This window comes from Pseudomonas sp. Z3-6, assembly GCF_051131985.1.
GTDB lineage: Bacteria > Pseudomonadota > Gammaproteobacteria > Pseudomonadales > Pseudomonadaceae > Aquipseudomonas > Aquipseudomonas zanjanensis.
Window position 1 is genome coordinate 3,731,407 of sequence record NZ_CP071644.1, and the last position, 24,411, is coordinate 3,755,817.

At 54.6% G+C, this 24,411-nt stretch carries 18 protein-coding genes; 2 read left to right on the forward strand and 16 right to left on the reverse strand.

The genetic code is table 11. The features are described from left to right. Positions 1–16: 16 nt before the first annotated feature. The 6 genes from J3P88_RS16660 to J3P88_RS16685 all read right to left on the reverse strand — a co-directional run bounded on the left by J3P88_RS16660 (position 17) and on the right by J3P88_RS16685 (position 6,918). Positions 17–754, reverse strand: a complete 738-nt coding sequence (locus tag J3P88_RS16660) for an SDR family oxidoreductase (RefSeq protein WP_434570340.1) — start codon at positions 752–754, stop codon at positions 17–19. A 10-nt stretch (positions 755–764) separates the two neighbouring features. Continuing rightward, a complete protein-coding gene (locus tag J3P88_RS16665; RefSeq protein ID WP_434570342.1) occupies positions 765–2,297 on the reverse strand; it encodes an FGGY-family carbohydrate kinase in 1,533 nt (510 codons plus the stop codon). A 4-nt stretch (positions 2,298–2,301) separates the two neighbouring features. After that, a complete protein-coding gene (locus J3P88_RS16670; protein WP_434570344.1) occupies positions 2,302–3,393 on the reverse strand; it encodes an alcohol dehydrogenase catalytic domain-containing protein in 1,092 nt (363 codons plus the stop codon). Positions 3,394–3,474: 81 nt separating this feature from the next. Next, positions 3,475–4,467, reverse strand: a complete 993-nt coding sequence (locus tag J3P88_RS16675) for an ABC transporter permease (RefSeq protein ID WP_434570346.1) — start codon at positions 4,465–4,467, stop codon at positions 3,475–3,477. Next, on the reverse strand, positions 4,433–5,941 hold the full coding sequence (locus tag J3P88_RS16680; protein ID WP_434570348.1) for a sugar ABC transporter ATP-binding protein: 1,509 nt from the start codon (positions 5,939–5,941) through the stop codon (positions 4,433–4,435). The genes J3P88_RS16675 and J3P88_RS16680 overlap by 35 nt, the downstream gene beginning before the upstream one ends. A gap of 62 nt (positions 5,942–6,003) precedes the next feature. After that, entirely contained in the window at positions 6,004–6,918 is a 915-nt protein-coding gene (locus J3P88_RS16685) for a substrate-binding domain-containing protein (protein ID WP_434570349.1), read from the reverse strand. A gap of 609 nt (positions 6,919–7,527) precedes the next feature. On the opposite strand from J3P88_RS16685, the gene J3P88_RS16690 reads away from it, so the two are divergent. After that, complete coding sequence (locus J3P88_RS16690) at positions 7,528–8,136, forward strand: TetR/AcrR family transcriptional regulator (protein ID WP_434576507.1); 609 nt, start codon at positions 7,528–7,530, stop codon at positions 8,134–8,136. A gap of 428 nt (positions 8,137–8,564) precedes the next feature. On the opposite strand, the gene J3P88_RS16695 is transcribed toward J3P88_RS16690, so the two are convergent. The 6 genes from J3P88_RS16695 to J3P88_RS16720 all read right to left on the reverse strand — a co-directional run bounded on the left by J3P88_RS16695 (position 8,565) and on the right by J3P88_RS16720 (position 16,664). Beyond that, positions 8,565–8,996 carry a Mov34/MPN/PAD-1 family protein gene (locus tag J3P88_RS16695; protein ID WP_434576510.1) on the reverse strand — a complete coding sequence of 144 codons (432 nt, stop codon included), beginning with the start codon at positions 8,994–8,996 and terminating at the stop codon, positions 8,565–8,567. 53 nt (positions 8,997–9,049) lie between these two features. Beyond that, a complete protein-coding gene (locus J3P88_RS16700; protein ID WP_434570351.1) occupies positions 9,050–10,675 on the reverse strand; it encodes a ThiF family adenylyltransferase in 1,626 nt (541 codons plus the stop codon). A gap of 5 nt (positions 10,676–10,680) precedes the next feature. Next, complete coding sequence (locus tag J3P88_RS16705; RefSeq protein ID WP_434570353.1) at positions 10,681–11,829, reverse strand: CBASS cGAMP synthase; 1,149 nt, start codon at positions 11,827–11,829, stop codon at positions 10,681–10,683. Continuing rightward, positions 11,830–12,984: a CBASS cGAMP-activated phospholipase gene (locus tag J3P88_RS16710; protein WP_434570355.1), complete on the reverse strand. Its 1,155-nt coding sequence runs from the start codon at positions 12,982–12,984 to the stop codon at positions 11,830–11,832. It lies immediately after the preceding gene. A 367-nt stretch (positions 12,985–13,351) separates the two neighbouring features. Beyond that, entirely contained in the window at positions 13,352–15,625 is a 2,274-nt protein-coding gene (locus J3P88_RS16715) for a KAP family P-loop NTPase fold protein (protein ID WP_434570357.1), read from the reverse strand. A gap of 76 nt (positions 15,626–15,701) precedes the next feature. Continuing rightward, positions 15,702–16,664, reverse strand: a complete 963-nt coding sequence (locus tag J3P88_RS16720) for a DNA-binding protein (protein ID WP_434570359.1) — start codon at positions 16,662–16,664, stop codon at positions 15,702–15,704. Positions 16,665–16,742: 78 nt separating this feature from the next. Between J3P88_RS16720 and J3P88_RS16725 the strand changes: the two genes are divergently transcribed. After that, a complete protein-coding gene (locus tag J3P88_RS16725) occupies positions 16,743–17,873 on the forward strand; it encodes a site-specific integrase (protein WP_434570361.1) in 1,131 nt (376 codons plus the stop codon). Between the two features lie 778 nt (positions 17,874–18,651). On the opposite strand, the gene J3P88_RS16730 is transcribed toward J3P88_RS16725, so the two are convergent. The 4 genes from J3P88_RS16730 to J3P88_RS16745 all read right to left on the reverse strand — a co-directional run bounded on the left by J3P88_RS16730 (position 18,652) and on the right by J3P88_RS16745 (position 23,754). Next, entirely contained in the window at positions 18,652–20,058 is a 1,407-nt protein-coding gene (locus tag J3P88_RS16730) for a hypothetical protein (RefSeq protein ID WP_434570363.1), read from the reverse strand. After that, positions 20,055–21,041, reverse strand: a complete 987-nt coding sequence (locus tag J3P88_RS16735; RefSeq protein WP_434570365.1) for an ATP-binding protein — start codon at positions 21,039–21,041, stop codon at positions 20,055–20,057. Before J3P88_RS16735 ends, J3P88_RS16730 begins: the two co-directional genes overlap by 4 nt. A gap of 4 nt (positions 21,042–21,045) precedes the next feature. After that, positions 21,046–22,968, reverse strand: coding sequence for a hypothetical protein (locus tag J3P88_RS16740; protein ID WP_434570366.1), 1,923 nt, complete (start codon positions 22,966–22,968; stop codon positions 21,046–21,048). A 111-nt stretch (positions 22,969–23,079) separates the two neighbouring features. Then, entirely contained in the window at positions 23,080–23,754 is a 675-nt protein-coding gene (locus J3P88_RS16745; protein WP_434570368.1) for a hypothetical protein, read from the reverse strand. Positions 23,755–24,411: the final 657 nt, after the last annotated feature.

Sequence of the window (24,411 nt, forward strand, 5' to 3'; positions counted from 1 at the left end):
AAAGATTGTGAGTGGATTAACGACACGTGTATCCGCCATCGACTGGAAGGCTGACGCCGCTGATCATGCTCGCCGCGTTGCTGAGTAGAAACAGTACCGGCCACGCAACCTCTGCGGGCTCGGCAAACCGTCCCAAAGGAATTGCAGCCAGCACCGGGTCGCGTTTTTCAGGTAATGCCCAGTACCGCTCTGCCATGGGCGTGAGGGTTACCGTCGGATTGACGCTATTGACACGAATGCCGTGGCGGCCCCACTCGGTACATTGCACTCGGGTCATTGCATCCATCGCTGCCTTCGAGGCGCAATAGGCCAAATGTTCCTCCAGGGCCACCACTGACGCCTGGCTCGATAGATTGACGATGGACCCGCGGACCCGTCCATCAATCATGACTGAAGCGACCCGACTGGCAATCAACGCTGCCGCCCGGGCATTAACGGCCATCACCCGATCAAATCCTTCAGCGGTGATTTCATGAGCCGCTTCCAGCACTGATATACCTGCGCAATTGACCAGTCCGTGCATCACCGGCAAGGTTTGCAGCACCCGCTCCAACGCCTCGCTGTCAGCGACATCAACCGGTAACGCTTCACAGCCTTCGGACTGCAACAAACGCAACACTTCACGATTGCGTCCCATGGCAAACACCTCGGCCCCACAAGCCAGCAACTGCCTGACAATTTCCAGACCGATACCGCTGCTGGCACCGGTCACCAAAATGCGTTTTTCGCAGAAATCGAAGCGAATGCTGCTCATATACCTTCCCCTATAACGCTTGCAGGCTGTGCATGATGGGTTTCAACGCTGGATACAGGCGCAGGTAATCGGCAAAGGCAAGGTCATAAGTCGTGACGTTTTCTGGGATTGGCTGCGCCCGTTTTTTCAGTTGCACCCAACCTTGCTGCATCTGTTGGTCGTCCACCAAGCCCACGGTGTGGGCGGCCAGTAACGCGGCGCCGAGGGCCGCTTCCACTTCCTGGGCAATGGTGTACACCGGGTAACGAGTGATGTCGGCGATGATTTGCATCCATAAATCCGAATGGCTCGCCCCGCCCACCACTATTAGTCGTGGATCGAGAGAATGCGCGCCCTGCGTGCCCGCCTCGATGTTGTGCCGCAGGGCAAAACTCACTCCTTCCAACACCGCCCGATACAGGTGGATACGGCTGTGATACAAGTTCAGGCCGACGAAACTGCCGCTGGCGTGGTCGTCCCACACCGGGCTGCGCTCACCCATCAGGTACGGCAGGAACAACAGCCCTTCACTGCCCGCCGGGATCTTCTCGGCGCTCTGTTCCAGTAACCACAGGCTGTCTTCCCCACTCTGCCGCGCCTGTTGCTCTTCAGCCTGACAGAACTGTTCGCGAAACCAACTGATCGAGGCCCCGGCCGTGATCGCGCCGCCGAAGATGTACAGATCCTGATGGCCGTTGTAGACGTGAGGCATACTCACCAGACCATGCCGCGCGTCCACCTGTTGGTTGAGATAGCCCCAGCACATGCTGGTGCCGATCATCGCCACGTGATTGCCCGGCTGCGTGACCCCGGCCGCCAGGGTCGCCATGGCGGCATCAACACCACCCGCAAGGATCGGTATCCCCGCTGGCAAGCCCAGACGTCCCGCCCACTCCGGCAGCAAACCGCCAACCACTTCGCCGGAATACAGCAAGCGCTCGGGCATCATCGCCAACGGAATCTGCAGCGCCTCCAGCATCTCGGCCGACCAGCCGCGCGCGGTCACGTCATAGACGCCACCAATGTTGCCCGCACTGCTGTGATCCACCGCCAGCTCGCCGGTCAGGCAATAGTTGATGTAGCTGTTGGGCGGCAGCAGGTAGCGGGTGTTGGCCCAGATCTCGGGCTGGTGGTGCTTGAGCCAGAGCATCTTGGTGAAGCCGTAGTAACTGTCCACCGAGTTGCCGGTGACCTGAAACAGACGCTCCAGGTCGACGTGCTCACGCACCCACTCCACCTGCTCGCCCGCTCGCCGATCCATCCAGATCAGGCACGGGTGCAGCGGCTTGATCAGTGCATCCACGGCAATCCCCGAGCCGCCGTAAAGACTACTGATGCACAGAGCTTTGACTCCCTCCCTTGCGACACCGGCCTTGGCCATGCACTGGGCGACGCAACTTTCGACCGCGTCCAGCCAGACCTGCGGCCATTGCTCTGCCCAGCGCACTTTGGGGGTATCCACACGATAGCCTTGGCTGTGCTGGGCGATGACCCGTCCCTCGCCATCTGCCAGCAGCGCCTTGGTGCTTTGCGTGCCAATGTCCACGCCGATGACGTATTGCATACTGTTACTCATGGAATGGCTGGACCGGTTTCAACAACACTTTGATCGACTTCACCGAATTGGCCAGTTCGAACGCTTCGGCCCAGTTATCCAGCGGGAAGTCGTGGGTGACGATGCCCTTGGACGTGATTAGGCCGCGTTCGAACAGATCGATGGCCACCGGGTAGCAATACGGTCCCAAGTGCGCGCCGCGTACGTCCAGCTCCTTACGGTCACCGATGATCGACCAATCAGCGCTGGTTTCGGCGCCAAATACACTGAACTCGACAAAACGTCCCAGCTTGCGTATCAGCTCCAGCCCCTGGGTCACGCCCACGGGCACACCGGTAGTTTCGATATAAACATCGCAGCCGTAGTTATCGGTGAGACCGTTGATGATTTCGCGGGCGTTGTCCCTGGACGGGTTGATTACCACGTCGGCACCGAATTTTTTCGCCAGTTCCAGACGCTCGTCGACCATGTCGATCACCACCAGTTTCTTCGGAGTTTTCAAGGCCGCTACCTGGACCATGCACAGGCCCAAGGTACCGGCACCGGCGATCACCAGTACGTCATCTAGTTGAATGTCGCCACGGTTGACGGTATGAATCGCACAGGACATCGGTTCTATAAGCGCCGAATCCTCCAGGGATACCGACTCCGGTATCTTATGTACGATGGCCGTTTTGGGAATACGCATATACTGCGCCATGCCGCCTTCAGCCACTTCGCGTTGAAAGCCGAAGATATTATGGACTTCGCACATCCAGTATTTACCGGACTTGCAGAAACGGCATTTGCCACATGGCACGATTTGTTCGGCAATCACCTTGTCGCCGACCTTGACCTCAAAGTGCTCCTCGGCACCCTCGCCCGCCTCCACCACGTAGCCAAAAAACTCATGCCCCGGCACCACTGGCGCCTTGACCCATGGATTGTCGCCACCCCAGAACATTGCAGCACCCGAGTGGCATTTGCAGTCACTGGCGCAAATCCCGCAGGCGGCGATGCGAATCACCAGTTCATAGGGGCGTGCTTGGGGTTTGCTGATGTGCTCCAAGCGATAGTCTTTGGGGCCGTGGCAGACGACGGCTTGCATTTGTTTGTGCTTATCCATGGTGTTCTGACCTTTATTCAAGATGAGGGCCTCCGCCGCGACCATAATGGCCGCGTTACGGTGACGCGTTTTATAACTCGCTTATTTGTGGCGCTGACGGCTGATATAAATCGCCAATAGAATGATCCCGCCCTTAATCACGCTCTGGACGTAGGGCGAGACCCCGAGCATGTTCAAACCGTTATTCAGTACTCCCAGCAGCATCGCGCCGAGCAAAGTGCCGACAATCACGCCGCGCCCACCAGCAATCGAGGCACCGCCCAACACAACTGCTGCAATCGCATCCAGTTCGAAGCCGATGCCCGCGTTCGGCTGGCCGCTCATGAGGCGTGAGGTCAACACCAGGCCGGCGATCGCGGCGGTCAAGCCACTGATGCCATAAACCAGTAGTTTGAAGCGGGCCGCACGGACCCCGGACAGACGCACCGCCTCTTCATTACCGCCTATCGCGTAGATGTAGCGGCCAATTCGCGTGTGTTGCAGCAGTACATAGGCCGCGAAGTAAGTGACCAACATGATCAGGATCGGCACTTCAATGCCCAACAGGCTTTGGCGACCAAAAAATCCGAACCAATCCGGCAAACCGGAAATTGGGTAACCGTCGGTGTACATCAGACCCAGGCCGCGAGCGATGCCCATCGTCGCCAGAGTGACAATTATCGGGGGCATATGCAGGTATGCGACGAACAAACCGTTGCCAATGCCGAAGGCCAGACCAATCAACATTCCCGCGCCAATCGCCAGACCTGGTGGTAAGCCAGCGATCATCAGACCAGCAGTCAAAGTGCCGGACAACGCCATCACTGGCCCCACCGAAAGATCAATGCCACCCGTTAAAATTACACAGGTCATACCCACTGCAATGATCGCGTTGATCGAGACTTGGCGGGCTATGTTTGATAGGTTGCTTGCCGTCAAGAAGGTATCGCTAGCGAGGATCATCACCAGAGTGACGACCAGCAGCCCGACAAAGGGATAGAAGGCCGGGGAGCGCACCAGCTGCGCCAGGTTCAGGCGTAGTCGGCTGGTTTCGCTGGGATTAATGGACATATTCACTTGAGCCCCCTGTTGCATAGCGCATGACCTCTTGCGGGTTGACAGCAGACGCTTCCAATACCTTGACGATAGCGCCCTTGTTAAACACGGCGACGCGGTCGCACATGCCGATAATCTCCGGCAGTTCGGAGGAAATCATGATGATTGCGTAGCCCTGCTCAGTGAGGGTGCGCATAAGTGCGTAGATTTGGGCCTTGGCACCGACATCGATGCCGCGGGTGGGTTCGTCGAATACCAACACATCGCAGTGATGGTCGATCCAGCGAGCAATGACTACCTTTTGCTGGTTACCGCCGCTGAGATTGAGCACCCGACTTTCGCCGCTGGGAGCTTTGATCGATAATTGCTTCATCAGGCCGTCGACGCTGGCGCACTCACGGCCCTTGTCGATCAGGCCCGAGAGGTTCTGGTATTTGGGTAGGTTATTCAGCGAGATATTTTCTCGGATGCTGAAATCGGTGATCAAACCTTCGCTCTTACGGCTTTCTGGAAGCAGGCCGATGCCGTGAGCCAGGGCCTGGGCCGGGTCCCCGAGGGTGACTTTTTCACCACGCAGCCACACGTCTTTGCTTACCGACGGCAGCGCGCCCATCATACCCAGCGCCAATTCGGTGCGACCCGAACCAACCAACCCGGCGAAGCCGAGAATCTCGCCTTTGTGCAGTTGGAATTGGTTATGTGGACCGTTGCGCACTAGCTGGATGTCTTTTACGTCCAGCACCAGCGGCCCGCGCGGAGTGGTCGGTTTGGGCGGAAAGCTGCACTCCAAGCGTCGACCAACCATCATTTCCACCAAGCGGTCGATATCGCTGTCAGCCACATCGGTGACGCCAACATTGCCGCCATCACGCAGCACGCTGATACGATCGCAGACCTGGAAAATTTCCTCCAAGTGATGGGAGATAAAAATCACTGCCACGCCTTGGCGTTTGAGCTCTCGCATGATGTCGAACAGCAGTTCGGCCTCGCTCGGCGTCAGAGTTGCAGTGGGTTCGTCGAGCACAAGCAACCGCGCATCCAGAGCCAGAGCTTTGGCGATTTCAACAAACTGCTGTTCGGCCACGCTCAGGTGCTTGACCGCGCATTGCAGATCGATGGTCACCCCCAGGCGTTTGAACAGCACTTCAGAAGCCTTGACCATCTCGCGCTTGCGTAACAGGCCGAAGCTATTGCTCAACTCGTGGCCGAGGAAAATGTTCTCTACCGCCGTGAGGTAGGGGATCAGGCTGAATTCTTGAAATACAATACCGATACCTGCAGCAATCGCGTCACGGTAGGTTGCAAATTGCTGCGCTCGCCCATCGATCAGTATCTCCCCTTCGTCCTGATGCTCGACACCGCCAAGGATTTTCATCAGCGTCGATTTGCCCGCGCCATTCTCCCCGAGCAAGGCATGGATTTCGCCACGCTCTACTTGCAGATAGATGGACTTGAGCGCCTGTACGCCCGGATAACTTTTGCAGATATTTTCCAGCTTCAGAAGACTACTCATACAGCGACCTCTCGTTCAGAAGGATAACCTGGGCCCCACGGGTTGCGTGGGGCTTGGGCGATTTACCAACTGAAGTCCTTGGCCTTGGTCTGATCGACTAAGATGATGTCAACCGGCACGGTGGCGGGGACTTGCGAGCCCCACTTCTTCGCCAGGGCGATACCTAACGCCAGGCGAATCTGGTCGCGGGGGAACTGAGCAGAGGTGGCGATAAATTTGCTGCCGGGTTTCTGGATTGCCTTGACCGCCTCCGGCGCACCATCGACGCTAACCAGCTTGACGTCCAAGCCGCTGGCCTCAATGGCTGATAGCGCGCCGAGGGACCCGTTATCATTCACGCTGAAAATGCCTTTAAGAGTCGGCTGAGCTTGCAGCATGTTTTCGGTGACTGATAGCGCCTGGTCACGCTCCTGCTTGCCGTTTTGGATACTGACAATCTTCATGTCGGGATGCTTAGCCACAGCTTCTTTGCAACCGCGTACCCGCTCGAGGATTGGCACCACGGCGATGCCGTCGAGGATGGCGATGTTGCCCTTGCTGCCGATGTTCTTGGCTAAATACTCGCAAGCCTGGAACCCGGCGTCGAAATTCTTGGAGCCTACAAATGAGTCAAGTGGACCATCGGCTTGGGCATCTACTCCAACGACCACTACGCCGGCGTCGTGAGCAGATTTGACAGCAGATTGCACACCAACGGAATCAGTGGGGTTGATCAGCAGAATATCAATGCCTTTCTGGAGCATGTCTTCGACGTCACTGACCTGCTTGGAGACGTCGTGGCGAGCATCGGTGATGATCAACTTCGCCCCAATGGTCGCACTGGCCTCTTCCAAAGCGTTCTTCATGGTGACGAAATAGGGATTGTTGATTTCCTGGAAGGACGCACCGATGCGGAGGGGCTTGGGATCGGCGGCTGCTTGAGCGCCGAGGGAGATGCTGACAGCCAGTAAACACAAGGTTTTCGGGAGCATTTTCATGACGTGGCCTCTGTTTTGTTTTTGTTGTTCGAGCAAAATGTTATCGATGACATTTTCAGGCAAGCTAACAAAGTTTCACCGGGCTCGCAAGGACCTCGAGCGGCAATACGAGTGTTTTTTTTGTGCGCCTCTGACTCAATCCGAGACGAAACTGCCATGCTCGTTGGAGGCGAATGAGGCCCCCAACGCTTAGCTAGCTGCAGCTGGTGGGGTTTCCGAAACTGGCAAGGTAAGAACATGAATGAGGTCGGCGTCCGCTGCCTTTGATGATGAAACACCCCTCTTGGTAGCGAAGCCACCTGGCCATACGTGGATTCGATGACCTTTTCTCCTCGGTCCTGAACCGTGGTGCAGTCGGGTAAATATGTAAGCCCGCTGGTGACGGCGATCGAGCCGGAGAGGAGTAATAGCGGGATTTCTACGGCCGTGAATGCTAGATGGACGCCGAGAATTCTCGGGGCATCAGGAGTTGATAGAACCCTCATAGATGACGAAATGAGACCAAATTTTAGTTTAAGGAATTAGATTGTTTTGAGAAACTTTAATCTTTATGGTCGGTTGCTGCCCCGCGGAGCCGCAACGCCATGCTGACAGGAGAGACTGTTGAAAATGAGGAAATCAAAAGCAGAAACAGCAGAAACAAGGAAGCGGATCGTGAACGTCGCGTCCCAAGTGTTCAAATGCAACGGAATCCATGCAGCGGGCGTGTCAGAAATAATGGCCGCTGCGGGGCTCACTCATGGTGGTTTTTACCGCCATTTTGAGTCTAAAGAGCAGTTAGTTGCTGAAGCCTGTGCTGTCAGCATGGACGAACTCGTCGGCGCCGCTGAGATCGCAGTTGAAGGTGGTGATGAGACATTTTTGAAGCATGTCGAAGACTTTCTTTCCGCGGAGTACCGAGACGATCATTTGGGCGGCAGCCCCTTGGTTGCAATGGGCAGTGAATTAGCACGTGCTAGTGAAGCCACTCGTCGCGCAGCAACATTGGGATATGAAGGGCTGATCGAACTCATGGCTAAGCGCTGCCACCTCAGAGGCCCTGAATTGGCAAAAACTGATGCAATCTTTACACTTTCGTCCATGATCGGGGCGGTAACAATGTCGCGAATTGTCGATGATCCTGAACTTTCCCATCTCATCCTTGAGTCGACGAGGACACGCCTGACTGAACTTTCCGCCTGCCCCAAAGCTAAACGCTCAAAAGCAAAAGCGGCATGAATCTTTGAATATTCGGGATGTGACATCGTAACGCAGGCGGGGGGGCATCCGCCCTGCCCTCTAACTGCATGCGAAGAAGCTTGGCAGCGATAAAGCTCCCACAGTGATCCCGGCTCAAGATTTCTGTCAAAAGCGTAAGCTCGCCCATTGCGACAGCCAATCAAATGCCGTAACGCTTGTTACCACCTGAGATGATGCAGTACCGTTCGCCTCTTGGACCCTTGGCTTTACGGAATGGAGCTTGAGGGTAATACCCTTTCAGGGAAAGAATGGCTAACGTACTGGATATTCCGCAGCGAAAAGGCTAGCGTTCGGCGTTATTCAGGCGCTTTTCCCGTTATGGTCTGAGCTCCCCGCGGGCCGTTCAGCGGACTGGGAGCTGCAACTGGGCTTATATATACATGATGAAAAAGCTCGAGCGCTCTGAGCTAAGGCCGTACGCAGCTAGTGGATACAAGGGCGCTGTATACCAGGGCTCGGCCCGTTGCCAAGGTGCTTTGGATATAGATACCCTTCCGACCTACAATCAGCCCAAGCAGTGGCCGACCATCCTTACGCTTCGCTGCTGAGATTTTCCACTCCCTTAGATCAATCCCCGATGGGGATGGGTAGTCCTCCGGATGGGTATGCCATTCACCAATGTATCGAATGGTTCCCTTGCTCTCCCGCCACAACCAATCTGCCACCTCAGTATGGCCTTCTGAGCTCCGATCGAAGCTACACCGCGTCCCCCTATCGGTAGGGAACGGCGGGGTTGCATGAACGACCTCAATATGCAGCCCGTGCACGGTACCCAAAAGGATGCCGCCATTCTCTGGGGCCGAAAATTTCCGCTGGACGTGAGCGTCGAACACCGACATCACATTAGGCTGGAGATGTATCAAAAAGCGCCCTTCATTGGCGCCCCAATCTGTCAAATGCTGCAAGCTGGACACCCCTTCGCCTTCACCACATCGCAGTCAGGGGTAGCTAGTACGTACGCCGAATTTGTAACTTTGGTTCGCAGCGCTGGAGCTTCTGCATTATTAACCCACGCCAGTGCCATCTCGGCTCCGAGCGCGGCCGCCTGAAGAGAGACGGTAGCCGGGAACGGGACATACAAGCCTTCACATCCATGCCCTGCCATCAGTGTCGGGACTGTCCCCTCAACGGTAGGCAAACCTCCTGCGCGTTGGTGATTGCACAGGCACCGGTAACAAGCACCTGAGCCTGGTTTCTTCATCAGCCCACGTACGGCGATCCCAGGCCCTTCGATCCATACTGAAAGCATCGGAACTTCGTCGGCATAACGTACCGCTAACCAGTGGCCAAGAGCCTCTTCACCCGTGGCATCAATCAGTAGGTCTATTGGTCCCAGATGAGCATCCCTCGCATCGACCTCCAAAGCGCGAGCCGACACGGAAGGGTTGTCGAACTGAAGCGTTAAGCGCATTCCGGACGCCTTATTCGCAAAGATATGTGCCATACCAAGACGGTGTCGGCCGATGTTCTGTGGCCCAAGGACCTCGTAGTCGACAATGGTCAGTTGGCCACCGCCAGTACCAGCCCCCGCTTTTGCCAAAGCATCGATGAGATAGCCACCTATTGTTCCACAGCCTATGACTGCAATCTTCTTACCGGCCAGCGTTCTCATGCCAGGAATATTGCGTTGAGCCAAGTATGCGTTATCCAGGCGCACGGCATGGAGTCGAGTGATTTTGTAGCTGTACAGACGCCGAGTTCCACGAGTGGCTGCTAGCTTTTCAGCGGGTAAAACCGATTGATCAAAATGGACATGGACGCCGTATCGCAATCGCGGCGATTTGATGATGATGAGAGCATCCTTATCTGTCAGGCGGGACGCTTCGCTGATGCGCTGTTCGACCTTCCTTGCACAGCGGCTGTCCAGTTGCCGTTGCCAATCCAAAAACTCGGCCACGGTTTTGGGAGGCCAGTCTTTCTGACTTGGCCTAGGCTCGATGTTCGATTTCACGATGTACGCGGGGACGCGCTCACGCTTTGCTTCGAAGCCCATGACATCAAGCTTGAGTGAGGTTACAGCAAGATCGTCAGTTATAACTGGAAAGCGTCCACCTCCACGCGCAAGCAGGCAGAACCCGGGGACCTCCCCGAGGTTCGGTTTTTGGACATCGAAGATGCACTGCCCCGCGTACCAGTGAACAAAAAACTCCTCGCTTAGGTCCTTTACCATTTCCTTACGAAGGACTTTGCCCAGAACGCTTTGCGCCTCTTCAATACAGCGCAACGTTTGTCCTATGGGGTCAAAGAAATCTAGGACAACCGTGCCTTTAGCGAGGTAGCAGATACTACCGTCTCCTCCAATATGAGGAGCAATCGGGCGCAGAGCGTCAGGAACCTTAACGAGACGCACACGGGGCGGCGTAAAAAAGTCTGGGTCAACCGCAATCTCGCAGCCGTGAACGCCTTCACTGGTGCTCAGATTACCAGCGAAGGACAGCCATCTTTGCGGGTCTCGCCCAACGTAGTGCAAACCGCGCGTTTCTAACGCCTCAATGACTGCCTCGTTTTTCGACCCCATTGAACCTACCCTGCCTTGGAAGTACCGACGAACTCGCTGGCGGCTGATTCGGCCGGTATCGCAGCGATGGTTGATGCCACCGTTACTACTCTCACAAGGTCAGTGCGCTCTGGGAAGCGGGGACCAAACATCTTACGAAGCCAAATACACGCCGAGGCTGGGTCCGATGCATTAAGTGAACCGTTGAGATTCGACTCAAGCTCCTCAAATTTTTCTACTGCATCTTCAAGCTCATCGTCGCTGAATCGCGCGGTGAGGCTCTCAGTCTGGTCAACCGGATTATTCACGCCCTTTCGCAGCGCATCTGGAATACCTCTGAGTATCTCCAGCAGTGCCAAATCGTCCCTACCTTTCACTTTGGTAAAAAGCGGTGTAGCAGCTGCCATCAGCAAGATGGAGGAAGGTCCGCCGGTCTTCCATTGCCAATCACGGTAGGCTTTGAGGTACCGCACAACGCGACGAAGCTGCTCGCCCCTGTCCTTCACCTGATCAACAAACCAGTTTTTCACCGGCCGCGGGTCCGAGCTGACCCAGTCATCTTTCCTGTGTGCAAGCATTACCTGGTCGGTGGGAAGGTCCGCCCACGACTCGCCCCCCCGAGCGTTGAATGCTTCATCGAAGCTCAGATATCCACTGCGAATCGCGGCCTTGGTAAGGGTTACGAATTCTTCGTCGGGGATCGAGTAAAGGGGTATATCAATGTGTGCCATTGCTGAAATCTGAATTCGGATACAGGTGTCTTTATCCTTAATAAGCCTCCAACCTAACGCCTGGTTTTCCCTTACCAGCTCCTCAAGGACGGTTTCCGCAGCCGTAAAAAAGATAGCGCTCGCAACGCCAGGCTTTCTCGTCCCTTTCAAAAAACTGATCGGCAGGTAAGCGCCATCATCGCAATCGCTCTGCTGCGGCGGGACGTGTGCCGGTGCATTAAGCGTCTTGTACGCCCACGAGCCTTGCGTGAAGAACCGTGGCGTTGGCACCTCCCCCTCATACCCCATTGACCTGAGGACTCGGGGAATACCCGAGCGCAGGTAATCGCGGACGTCTTCCTTGGCTGCGGCGATGTAACCCCGCTCGACCTCAGTAAGCTCAAGCGCATTCAACAGACAAGCATCTGTCGTTTCGGTGTAGAACAGCTTAGAAAGGTCGAGCATTTACACCCCCTCCGAGTTTTTGTTGGGGCCATGGAAAAAAATGGGACGCGCTGGAACGTGAGCACGAAAAGGGGCGAAACGAGGGTCCCCAAGGGCACGCTGTGCGGCATTCGCTCCGCGGTCGCGAAGCGTATTGGTAGAGGCAGTGCTTACCTCATCAAGTGATTTCACATCACTGCTTTGCTGAGGCGTCACCTGATCATCAATCTTGAAATATCTATCGCCTATTGATTGCGCGAGCATGTAGTCGACAGATGACTCCTGCGCGGAGATAACCAGGTCGAAAAGGCTGCTACCCCACCCCAAAATGCCTCGATCCAAACTGGTTTTGCCGCTGATCGTAGCGCCGATCGTCATAGTGCCGATTGCTAGAACCCGCACAATGGCCTGCGGATCTTTGTCCAGGAACGTGCGGATCTCATGGAGCCCAAATAAGCCGGGTGCGTTGCCGACCAGACCACCGTCTACAAAGACGCCTCGGGGGTTGCGTACGGATGGGAAATAGACTGGCGCCGCCGAAGTGGCCAAGGCGACGTCGACGATACTCAGGCGGTGATCAAGCTCAAAGGTTTGATGATGGGGAGTCTTGAAGAACTGGCCCCGACCGGTAGTGAAGTTAACGGCAGGGATCAGTACGCGATGCTTCAAATCGCCGATGGTAGCCGCGCCAAATCGCTGCTCCAGCACAGCCTTGAGGCCGTCATTGGAGTGCTTGGCCTTGAAGTACATTCCTATGCGACGACGCCACCAACTGCGAACGCCGAATATTTGCTTACCTTGGTCTTCAAACAACGACTTCAGTTCCGGGGCGGGAATCTCGCTAGCCAGACCCAACGCGAGTAAGCCTCCCGCCGAAGTGCCACAGATCAAATCGAAATGCGATGCTATCGGTCGGCCAAGAGCCTGCTCGATCTCAGCCAGGATCGTAGCCGTGTAAAGACCGCGGTATCCACCTCCCGACAGTGCCAATACGTGGTAAGTACGTTGTCCGAATTCATCTGATATCAAATCAAACCTCCCGGCCATTGGTGGCATAGCAATGCCAAAACTAGAGGCCATCACTATATATAGGGTTTTTGCTAGGCAAAAAACACTAGATACAGAATACTCCACATTTTTTTGACAGGTCAACACATGAGATTTCAAACATGTCATTTCTCTGTCACTTAAAGTGATGGCTTGCGGCGAGATGGCTAATTCGGTCTTGGTGGCGCGATGCTGAGTGGCGCGCCTAGATCTACAGGCAGGTCATAGCGCGACCGATAAAACAGGAGGTGCACCCGCACTCCGGCCTGCTGATTGACCAGCCATCGCTAACCGTCGCGGCTAGTGATTTAGAATATGGAAGGTTGAGTTCGGCCCGCTCAGGCGCCTGCCCCAGCAGACACAGCCGCGGGCAGGTTAGTATCTAGGGCGGGTTGTATATTCATGATCCCGGTGCTGCATGTCATGAGAGGAAAGCAATTGATTAAGGTTTTTTAATCGGATCAGCCAAAGAATTCAGCCCCACTATCCGGATCAGCTATTCACTCCATTTGTCAGAAGCTTCACCTCGCGCATGTCGAGCCAGGGCATCCTTGACCAATGCCAGCGTTTCAGCCTGCTCTTCGTTCAGTTCTATTAAGTCGAGTCGTGCCACCCATTCCGCGCAGTGCTCCAGTCCCAGCATCTGCTCCAGCGCGCTCGGTGAGATATAGTCGGTACGAGTCATACTGTCGCCAGTGCGCGAAGTGCGGCTGTTTATTTGTCCTTGCGCGAAGCAGAGAAAGCGGGTCGATGAGGTGACATTGGTCTCAACCCAGCGGCGCCCCTCCTCCCCTCCCTCTCCGTAGCGATTCAGATCATAGAGGTAGGAGGCGTGATCCTCATCCGCAAGAAAAGCATCCGGATCACGATTCGCTACCTGACGCAGGCTTTGTAGATAGAGATTTTTTAGTTTCTCCAGCCCATCATCATCGAAGCAGCCAGTATCCCCCTTGCGGCGCTGCGCATAGTCTGCAGCGAGCAACTGATCCATGACGACCAAGCCTGGGGTCTCGGAAAAGGCTTCGATGACCAAATGGCTACGATTAGCCTTCTCATGACGCTCCAGGAACAAGCGCAGCAGTCGAGCGACCTGCAGCCGCGGCGACCAGTTGGTAAAGGACATGCGGCGGCCGACCCCTTCGCCTACTTGCAGCAAAGTCTGCACCACCGCCAGTGACTGTTCCATGGGAAACTCCCCCACCAAGCCGAGCAAGCGCTGCAGAATCTCGGCTTGCCGATCTTCCTCGTGGGAGGTCAGCAGCGTGGTGAACGCTTCGGGGTCGGTGATATGCCGGGCCAGTTCGTGCAACAACGAATTCGGCAGATCCTGCTCAGGCACTGACAGCTCGAAATAGCGATCAAACACTTCATCGCAGCACACACGCGAGTGGACCAGCCAGCGAAGCTGGATTGTTTGGTCGTAATGGGTGTTTTTGAACACCCAGTCCAAATTTGGAAACATCTCCTGCAGCAACTTCCGGGTGGCTGGCCGGTGAAGGAGCGGAGCTAAATTGACCATCTGGTCGATCACCTGATTGACGCGGGTCCGCTGCGGATCATCCTTTCGCGCGAACGGCTCGCTGCTGGTCAGCAGCCCTTTGTGCCGCGGCATCTCCGCGTAGGTCTCTGGAGCAAATACGCGCAGACATTCCAGTGCAAACAGGTCGACCGCATTGACCTCTGCCACCTCAGTCCCGCGCAGCAGCCGGCAGTGAAACGCCAAAGTTGATGCGTAACGGTAGACGTGGCGCAAGTTGCCGAAAAATGGCCGCATCCCGCGCTGGAACATCTGGTCCCAATATCCTTTATCAAAGCGTTGCTGCAACTGCTGCTCAGCGCGCAAAATCGCATCCAGCCTTTCGAAAAGCACCGCGTCCAACTGCTTAGCAGAGATGGCCGGCACGCTGAACGGAACCTGGATGATCTTCTCCAAGTAATCAGCGCCGTCAAAGCCGGCTCGCTGCAGCCCTTGCTCGACGGTATCGCGCTGAAACAACAGCAGAAACACAATATTGGCAAAATCCATATGGGCCTTGACCAACTGGAACATGGCTTTCAACTGCTCGGCCGACAACCGATCCAGGTCATCGAGCACAATCAACAGAGGCTTATCGCGTGCGCTGAGCAAATTTTGCAATTGCGTGCGAATCTGGCCGAGTGTCAGCTCGCCGTCCTTGACCTTCTGATCGATGATTTTCGACCGCCCCAAGCACCATTCCGCGCCCTGTTTCAGCCAGGGGGCAAGGCTACCGAGCCAACTGACGGCACTGACCGCCCAGATGGTCACCTGCGCGGCATCCCCCTCGGCCACGCTGCCCAACGCGGTTGTCACCAGGGCAGACCCGAGCAATATAGGCGCCCATTTGGCAGTATTGCTCAGCACACCAGCGCCGGCATTCAGGCGACGCTCATAACGACGCAGCGCCTTGGCCAGCTGTTTGTCGGCCTCGGTAGAGTCCTTGCGCTGAACGACACGCGAGACTTCCTCGAAAAAGGCGCTGCTTAATTTATCTTGCCCCGCCCACTGCCAGGGATTGAACTCGATCACCTGGCAACCCTTAAGGACCGACAGGTATTCCAGAGCCATATTCTTGATTGAGCTTTTGCCACTTCCCCAGCCGCCAGTCAGACTGATGACGAGGCTCTCCTGGTTTTTCCAGGAGCTAATTGCCAGAGCCAGGCGCTGGGCGAAACCCGCACGGTCAAGCAAGTCGTGCTGTTGCATCCTGATCGGCCGGTCATGGGCGAACTGCAGGTCGTCGTTGGTCATTGGCTGCTCCTGGCAGACTTTGGTTGCTATTGATCGGTCCCATGCACTGTGCGCCGACACCTGGTCGGCACTGAAATCACGTGCGCTTGCGCGGGCGCTTGCTCTGCAACGTATCGCGCAATTGGTCCAACTGGGCTTCGAGGGTGTCCGCGCGCGCCTGCTGCGCGACGGCGCTGCGCTGAGCCTCAGCCAGTAGCTGCTGCGCTGTCTCGGCGCGTATTTGCAAGGCCTCCTGCTCTCGAACGATCTGTTCCGTCGCGAGTTCGGCACGTGCCTGCTGGGCAGCGGCTTCACGTTGACATTCGGCCAGTGCCGTGCGGCTGCCTTCCAGCATTTGGCGGGTTTCAGTCAGTTGGCGCTTCAGTTCACGCAGCTCAGCTTGACGGGACTTGCCCTCTTCCCGCGCTCTGTCCACTTCTCGATAAGCTCGTTCCTCGATGCCGCGCACATACAGCTCTTGTGCTGCCCGCTCCTGTTCGGACTGCTGTTGAAGCGCTTGCAAGCTCTGCTGCGCGATCTGTACCTGCGCCTGCAATTCACTGAGGGACTGCTGCAGGCCGTGGCGCTGCTGCTGCAAATCATCAATTTGCGCCTGACGCTGGGCGAGCAATTGTTCCAAATCAGCCAACCGGGTTTCGGCGACCTGGCGCGCGGCCACGGCTTCGGCTGTTTGTCCGCGCGCCTGCACGACTTCCAGGCGCGCCTGCGCTTCCAGCACGGCGAGCTGCTCGCGTTCTTCTGTCAACACCTGGCGCTGACCGGTCAGTGATTGCTCAATCACGCCATGGGCCAGTGTGGTCGCCTGTTGCCAGATGGCGGTAAAAGCTTGCGCCACTTCCGCCGGCAACCCGGGCAGACGGGTTTCACCGCGTAGGCGCCCGGCCAGCTGTTCCCACCACTGATCCAGCAAGGCTCCGACGCGTGCCGGACTGCCGCGACCCAGTTCCAGGCGCACCCGTTCCACCGTCGGCCGCTCACCACGGGCCAAGACGGCGTCCGCTGCGGCAAACACATCGTTTTCCGGCACTCCTACCGCCATGACCTACCCTCCGCTATATTAGGTCTGATAATAGAATGTTATCCGACGTTATTGAATGAATATTGGAATTATTATACGTTGAACGTATTGAATATTACAGACCAGTTACCCTTGGTCGACGAAAGTCCACTGAACTCGCAGGCTCTGGCGCTCAACGCTCAGGAGGCCGCTGCAGCGTTTATCGCCGCCGGCACCGCGGCCAACACCGTGCGCAGTTATCGCAGCGCCCTCGCCTATTGGTCGGCCTGGCTGCAGTTGCGGTTTGGCCAGGCGCTGGGCGATGCACCACTTACCCCAGCCGTAGCCGTGCAGTTCGTCCTGGATCACCTGGCCCGGCCGTTAGCCGACGGTACCTGGGCGCATCTGCTGCCGCCGGCGATCGACGCCGCGCTGGTCGCCGCCCGGGTCAAGAGCAAGCCGGGACCGCTGGCGTTCAATACGGTTAGCCATCGCCTAGCCGTCTTGGGCAAATGGCATCGGATCAATGAGTGGGACAGCCCGACCGAAGCGCCGGCGCTGAAGACTCTGCTGCGCGAGGCGCGTAAGGCGCAGTCGCGCCAGGGCGTCAGCGTGCGCAAGAAAACCGCGATCGTCCTCGAGCCCTTGCAGGCGCTGCTCGCCACCTGCGATGACGGTATGCGCGGGATTCGCGACCGCGCCCTGCTCCTGCTGGCCTGGAGCGGGGGCGGCCGGCGCCGCTCAGAGGTGGTGGGACTGCAAGTCAGCGATGTACGCCAGCTGGATGCAGATACCTGGCTGTATGCGCTAGGCGCGACCAAGACCGACACTGGCGGTTTGCGTCGCGACAAACCGCTGCGCGGGCCCGCCGCCGAAGCGCTGGCCGCTTGGCTGGCCGCGGCACCTGCTGACAGTGGGCCGCTTTTCCGCCGGTTATATAGGGGCAACACAGTGAGTCGCACGGGATTGTCGGCCGACCAGGTCGCGCGCATCGTCCAGCGTCGCGCAAAACTGGCGGGCCTGGAGGGCGATTGGGCGGCGCACAGTCTGCGCTCGGGATTCGTGACCGAGGCTGGTCGTCAGGGTGTTCCGTTGGGTGAAGTGATGGCAATGACCGAACACCGCAGTGTGACTACGGTGATGGGCTACTTTCAGGCTGGCTCGCTGCTTGACAGCCGCGCGTCCAAGCTTTTGGACCCCGGACGCGGCCCGAGAGATCTTTCGATGGCCCCGGCGGCCCCCGTTGAATAGATGACGCGTGTCCAGGAATACCTGCCTAAAGTAATACCGGATCACGGCGCCAGCCCCGGCCTGCTTGTGCTGAATGAAGAATGTCACGATCGCCGATTGAAGAAAATACTGCCAACCTGGTCAGGGCTTCAGCGGATGGTCTACGCCATTCACGCCATTGATGCATAGACGCTTGGCATGGCGGCCTATGCCATGCTGACCCAGCCTAGCTACCGCATGTGCGATTCGTAATGAGCCTGCCGACACCGATACCGATAAAGTGAGTCATGCCCGATATATATCACTGGAGGGCCCTCCACTAGTCATGCTGGAAAACTCATTCATGCCTCGGACTTCGTTTGCCATGGCGGCATTAATCCAGACGGAAACCACGCAACCGATCGGCGCTATAGACGCCCTGCTAGCATCGCATCTAGCGCCGAACACAATAGTCGGTTAGCCGTAGCGTAGCCGGAGTGCATTGGCTATCTCTGAGCGCGGCCGACCCTCGGCTTTAATCGCACGCTTGGGGGAGGCCCGTCCGTGTACCCCCCAAGCCCGCCTGCTCAGCGGCAGGAACATGTGATGCAGCAAAGCGTCCCACTAGTCTGCAACACGCGCAGCGGTGAACGACGGAGGGGACCGAGTGCCTGAGTCGTACACGCGAGGGTTATCTAGAATCACCTTCTTCAACCTCAGATGACTTTAAGAGAGCTTCAGGGGCCTCTGCCATGGCTTATAGGCCAGCGAGCCTACCTGTGTTACCGGGTAGCGTTCATACTAGAATAAGCAAAGTTTGTTAGATATAAAACGTTTCCGAGCTTGACCGGGCCGCCGCGTTAGGAAAAAAAAGAACTAAAAACTCTTCCCTCCTAAGATTCGCGTAGCCGACATCGTTTGGCGCGCCACTATGGATCATCCCTTTAGCACCCCGCAAACAGCACCGTTTCTTACTTCGCACCGCCAACGACGCGCTTGATATGTAATAACCGTCTTCAACATCAGAACCAGGCGCCCGCAGAAAAAAAGTATAGGGAGGTCTAAAAAAATCCGCCCCCCGTTCAATGCGGATATGTATCAGAATAATGTTAGCTCCCGAGAAGTTGTCGGTACAAAATTCGACGGTCGACCATGCTGCATGAAACGACATCCATCCGCGTAATAAAAAGGTACGCAGGTCCAGCCCCACGACATTCCGGTAAAACTGGGAATCCGGCGCATATGGGTTGAATTTAGCGCTATTTAAGTCAGCCATCGTGTATACATTTAAAAATGTTACCAGCCAAGTGTAATAACCGAGGACGCAACTACAGCGCCGCTCGCCAAGAATTGACGAGCAACTACTGACACCGAATCGCTTTATCTGGTTGTGACATCGCTTGTGCTTTTTGACGTAACGACTAAAGATGTGACGTCTAAGCGCCTTAGCACAAGCGACTAAATTGCCTGAGCTATCAGCCTTATCCAGCATCTTAAACAGGCGAATCCTTGCAACCACCACTTTAGGAAAGTTTATATCAATCGGCGATTCACCTACCAGGGTCTCAAGGTATCTCCAATAAATAAATAGCGGCCTGGACGACCAATGAGCAGTCGAGGTACGCGCAACCTCCAGCAAATGCAGTCGAGAAACTTGCGTGACCTTATCGATCCAAGATGTGATTTGCTGATTCCATTGATCCCAGAGGCGCGCTGACACCTCATCCAGTTTGGGTTGTGGGAATTTCTCGCCTCTATACAGGTTCAAATGCATGCAAAAATATTCTTTCGATTGAAGTCTAATGACACCTGTTGGTGTTAACGCAGTACTGCATGTCTTGCAGGGTTGCAGCGTCAGGCTGTGAATTGGACATTTTTCAATCCATGGAAAGAGAAACCAAGTTGAATGAAATAACTGCTCACTGCACACAGAGCAATGTCGAACTTGATTTACCGCATGATGCATTGGTGAACCAAATGCAAGATCGACGAATGCCGTCCTGGCCTCCTTTTCGGAAATGCCTAGAGCATAACTAAATAAATCTAGGTTAAACTCCTTGCTGGAGAACCAATTTACTCGACGCAAGGATTTGCCAGCAGCACTTGACCCGACCAGTCGGTAATACTGCACAAGATTAATATCATTTACAAGCAGAATACGGACGTGTATCCCCCATGCTGATTCGTAGAGATGCAGGTGACGTGGAAAAGTCAGGACATATTTCATTTGCTAGTCCCTGGCCTTGAGGATGACTGCACAAACTCTGCCATCATTGAGCGCTCGATGGCTTCTTTGATATCCTCAATCCGAATTTCTAGATTAGCACTGTCATTGGCCGAAGCTCTGATCAGAAGGTTTTGAAGGGCGCGAAAGAGATGTTCAGTTGGAATAGGTACTCGCGCGGCGGCGGCATCAGTCACCGCTTGCCGAACAGCCGCATAAATGGAGCTAGCGTAGTTGCTTAGTCGAAAACCACTAGAAAATGCCAAGGGCACGAAAAAATTAGTATAAGAGCATCCCGACTCCGGCGGATAGATCAAGGTCGTATCATAATCCTGAAGAAGTTCGTTTAGCCAGGTAGCGCTGTCGCAACCCTGAAACCTGACCCGTTGACTAAGAAATCTCGCAACGATGGCATCTTCGCCTGCGAGCCGAAATGCGCTTATCCGGTTGGCAATATCAGGTTGTGCAAATCCGACCGAGGTGAGCGTTATCTCCGATAGTTTAAAATGGTTCTGCATCATCTGGAGCACCTTGAACTGCGCAAGCGTAAGGCTTTGCAATTCATCTAAAATCAGTACGAAATGCGCCCCTCCGCGGGCCAAAACTTCACACTCCAAGTGTTTTATGAGCCTATTCCGGAGCTTGGATTGGCTCTCCCTATACTTTGGGAGCAGTCCAGTTGCATTAACTAATGTATTGACAATTGTGTCGTCTTCGCTCATATCGCACGAAATATGGATCGCATACTTTTTAGGAAACTCCTGCTCAAGTAAAAATTTTACCATGGCTGCAGATGCCGTCTTTCCCATGCGAGGTGGTCCGTCGAAACAGATACTTGGATGCCCCAACCAAACACTTTCACGCACCCTTGCGTAAACACCCTGTATCGTGCTTGTAATCGCCTTAACCTTAGCCTCAACAACCGGATGCCCGTCAGTCATGGAATTACGCTGATCGACGTTCGCGGGATCAAAAAAGATCATCATTGGACTACCCCTTGCTCAGAAGCTTTCTGAAATCAGGCATTTCCGTTCTCATCAGAGACTTGATTGGATCGCTGGTTGACGAAACAACGGTGCGGGGCTCTGGGAAATCTACTGTCGCAACCGTTTCGTCATCTAATGCCCCCGCTCCCACGGTAGGGCTAAGAGGCAATTCATCGTCAATCTCCTGCCTCAACCGATTGTATTCGCTACTAGTTTTCTTGCTATCACGTTTGTCTGCATTAGCCTTCGGGACTAACAACTGTTCATTAAGGTAATTTAAATAATACTCAACCGGATCTTGCATTTCCTGGATGGTCGCGATTTTATCAGCCAGTAGCGAATTGATCTGTTGCCGGGTCTTTCGACTGTGCTTTGTCCTGGCCCACTTCCCAGCCGCCATGAGATGCCCTAGCGACTCACCATTTGGCAAATATGCCTCTACGACTCGCATATCCTCTTCATCAAGGAGGACGGTCAAGGTCTCTTTTGCGAGCCAACTGGACTCTCTCAAAACCGCATTTGAATACCGCACTCGGTCAATGGTGATGTATGGCCTCATGCCTTTTTTTGGATAATACGTAACTTTGCAGGCTATTTTTACCTTGTAAGTCATTTTATCCTCCATCTTATCAGCCAGCAGCCGGCGGACCATGAAGTTACAGTTATTCATTGTAAGCTTTTGCTGGATAAATTCTAATGGCGTCAGAAAGCCAAGACCCTCATTAGGCGTGGCGTTGTATTGCGCGAAGTGATGGTAAGCCAGTTCCTCCACGATTGCGGACTCGACTTTATATGTTTTTGCGATTTTTTCTGAATCCTGCGCACGTCCGTTGGTTGGACTAGAACCAGTAGTGCTCGGGAACCGTTGAAAGATTGCCTGCGCAATTCCTTCAAATGTTCGCTCTATATTTGGTCTACTCTCAAAGTGACCCGGGGGGCCGTAGTTCAGGGCGAAGCCCGATTCTCGCCGTAGTACCGTAGATACTTTTGCTGATAAGTTACACAATGCATTGTCTGCCATCAGCACTGCAGGAAGAGCATGTGTCAATTCAGGGAACCGCTCGCTTGGGTAACCAGCTTCACCTTGGATGAACATTTTCAAATGATTGGTTGTCGGCGCTGGAAGCTTAGCGCCTAGGCTTTGCGTAATCAGCCTCACAACATCACTCGCACTCACCTCCGGGGCATATACAATCAAAAACCATACGATAGCTTTTGAGCCCCTATCGATCAGCGCGAGCAGGTTTATTCTTTTTATTGACAAATAGGATAGCAAACCGTCTGCATTGCGAACTCCGACCACAAACTGTGCGTCGATCTTATGGCTGTCAATTTCCCAAACGTCGTATACTTCATCAAATCTTAGAGCCGCCTCTCTGCCCGTGCCAACTGACAAATGCGCACGCGCAGCACTGTCGCCATATAGCCTCACCTGCTGGTCTGCATGCAGGTTTATTATTTTCTTCATGTATGCTGATATACTGCGTTGTCCTTGGTTCCTCGTATTGAATGGCCACTCGGTGTCGCTTACTCCAAGCTCCCTCAGACTCTCCCTAAATATTTTGCCAAGCTTCTTCGGAGTAATCTTAAACTCAAATGCAGTTCCGGAAGGCTGATCTTTAGCTCTTCTTTTAAGTATCTTATTGACGAGTTTATCGTAAAGATCTGGATACTTTGAAAGCGTCTGAGTCAAAACTCCAGCATACCCAGACCGAGTGCCGGGGACTTTTTTTTCGAGCGCCGACGTTCGCTCATAAGCCTTTATCCGGAAACTTGGAATGAGCGCCCTGAAACCCCAGACAGTACCATCTGACGCAGTACTTACGCATCTGGCTATGAGCCGGGTAAGTTCAGAAGGCCTGATTCCGGTGAGATCGGCGATATGCTCAACCGGGTCCCCGTCCAAATACAAGTCAATCGCCGCCATGCGACGATCGAACAAATCGCGCTTTTCAGAACTCATGTTACTGGTGTGAACCGGTGCCCACGGCCGAGTTTCAAGGATCGAAATTTGTATTTCTCGCCTGTTACGCACGGATCAGTCACCTCTCAATGTCCACCTAGTATTTCTACCGAAGACATTCGACACAAACTCCAGTCCAATGTCACCCTGAAGAGCCACCCGCGCGAAGACGCCGAGAATTATCATCGGGTCGTAAACGGTTGAGCTAATGAGTAATTGCCGTACGTCGCCAGTTCTATTGGTTCGTAAGAATAAATTAACCCAGTTTGTTTCGGCCAAACATAATTCATCGCGAATCTGGGCCGCGAAGGATAAAATTTTAAGCCAATGAACCGAGCGCGTTGCTGCACTGGCTAAGTTTTTTGTGTCAAAGAAATTAGTAGCGACTTCACTGGTATTGCTACCGTTCTCAAAAACAGCGACCATCTCTCTCCGTTCGCCCTTCATCCCTGAAACAAGTTGATGAAACTCAGTAGCACCGGTGCGGGTTTCGGTAAGGATGACCTCTCGTTTGCGTGCAGTCTCTTCCCAAGGATATTGAATTACGACCTCTACCCCAAAGAGGAAGTCCTTAATATCTGGATTCGACTCCAGCTCCGAGGCCCAATATATGCATTCGTTATTACTCGCGAGCGTGATATCTCCGCCCTTTTTGAAGCTGTAAGAAAGCCAGATGTGGTTTCTCGAATTCTTTCGTTCACCATGGGACTTTAACAGGTTACCGCGAAGCTTAGACTTGAGGGAAGACATGATGGAGCCCTACCGTAGCTTCAGTGGAACACACATAATTTATCCGAGCGTTTTTAAGCGCCCTATGATTTACAAAGGAAATGAATCGGGTCATGGGCCGCTCAGAACTCACGAAGGCCACCGAAGCCATTCTAAATGCAAGCAAGGGCCAGGGTTAAGGGGGGTAATGCGCGATTGGCTTGTCATAAGGCTCGACTGGAAACAAATTCACCACAGTAAAAACTCCTATTAATAACAGCATTGACAATGCTTAAGAATGCGAACTTAGGCATTGTAGCCCCTTCTCCACCTGGCTTGGTCGGCTATGTTGCATTTATCGTGGCGTCTACTTTATAGAATTCTTGCATTAGCTAAGCCGCTGTTTCGCGATCCGAAGCGCTACGCCCCAAAAAGATTAAAATCTACCTCATCGTTTTGGTAGGACGGATAACGGGACCTCAAATATATATTTGTATTAGCTGCCTGCCTAAGTGCTCTGGAGGTGGGATAGCCGGAATTTAGCGACAGATCCTTGCTTTCTATCTTGGTGCCTATTTTCCGGATAATTGATATTCAATAATTTTCGCCGGCGCCTCAGTTTCATTAAGTGTCGTCATGTTACGCTTCGCCCTGGGGTGTTACGCAAGAACACCATAGCCGAACGGATGTGTCAAAGTG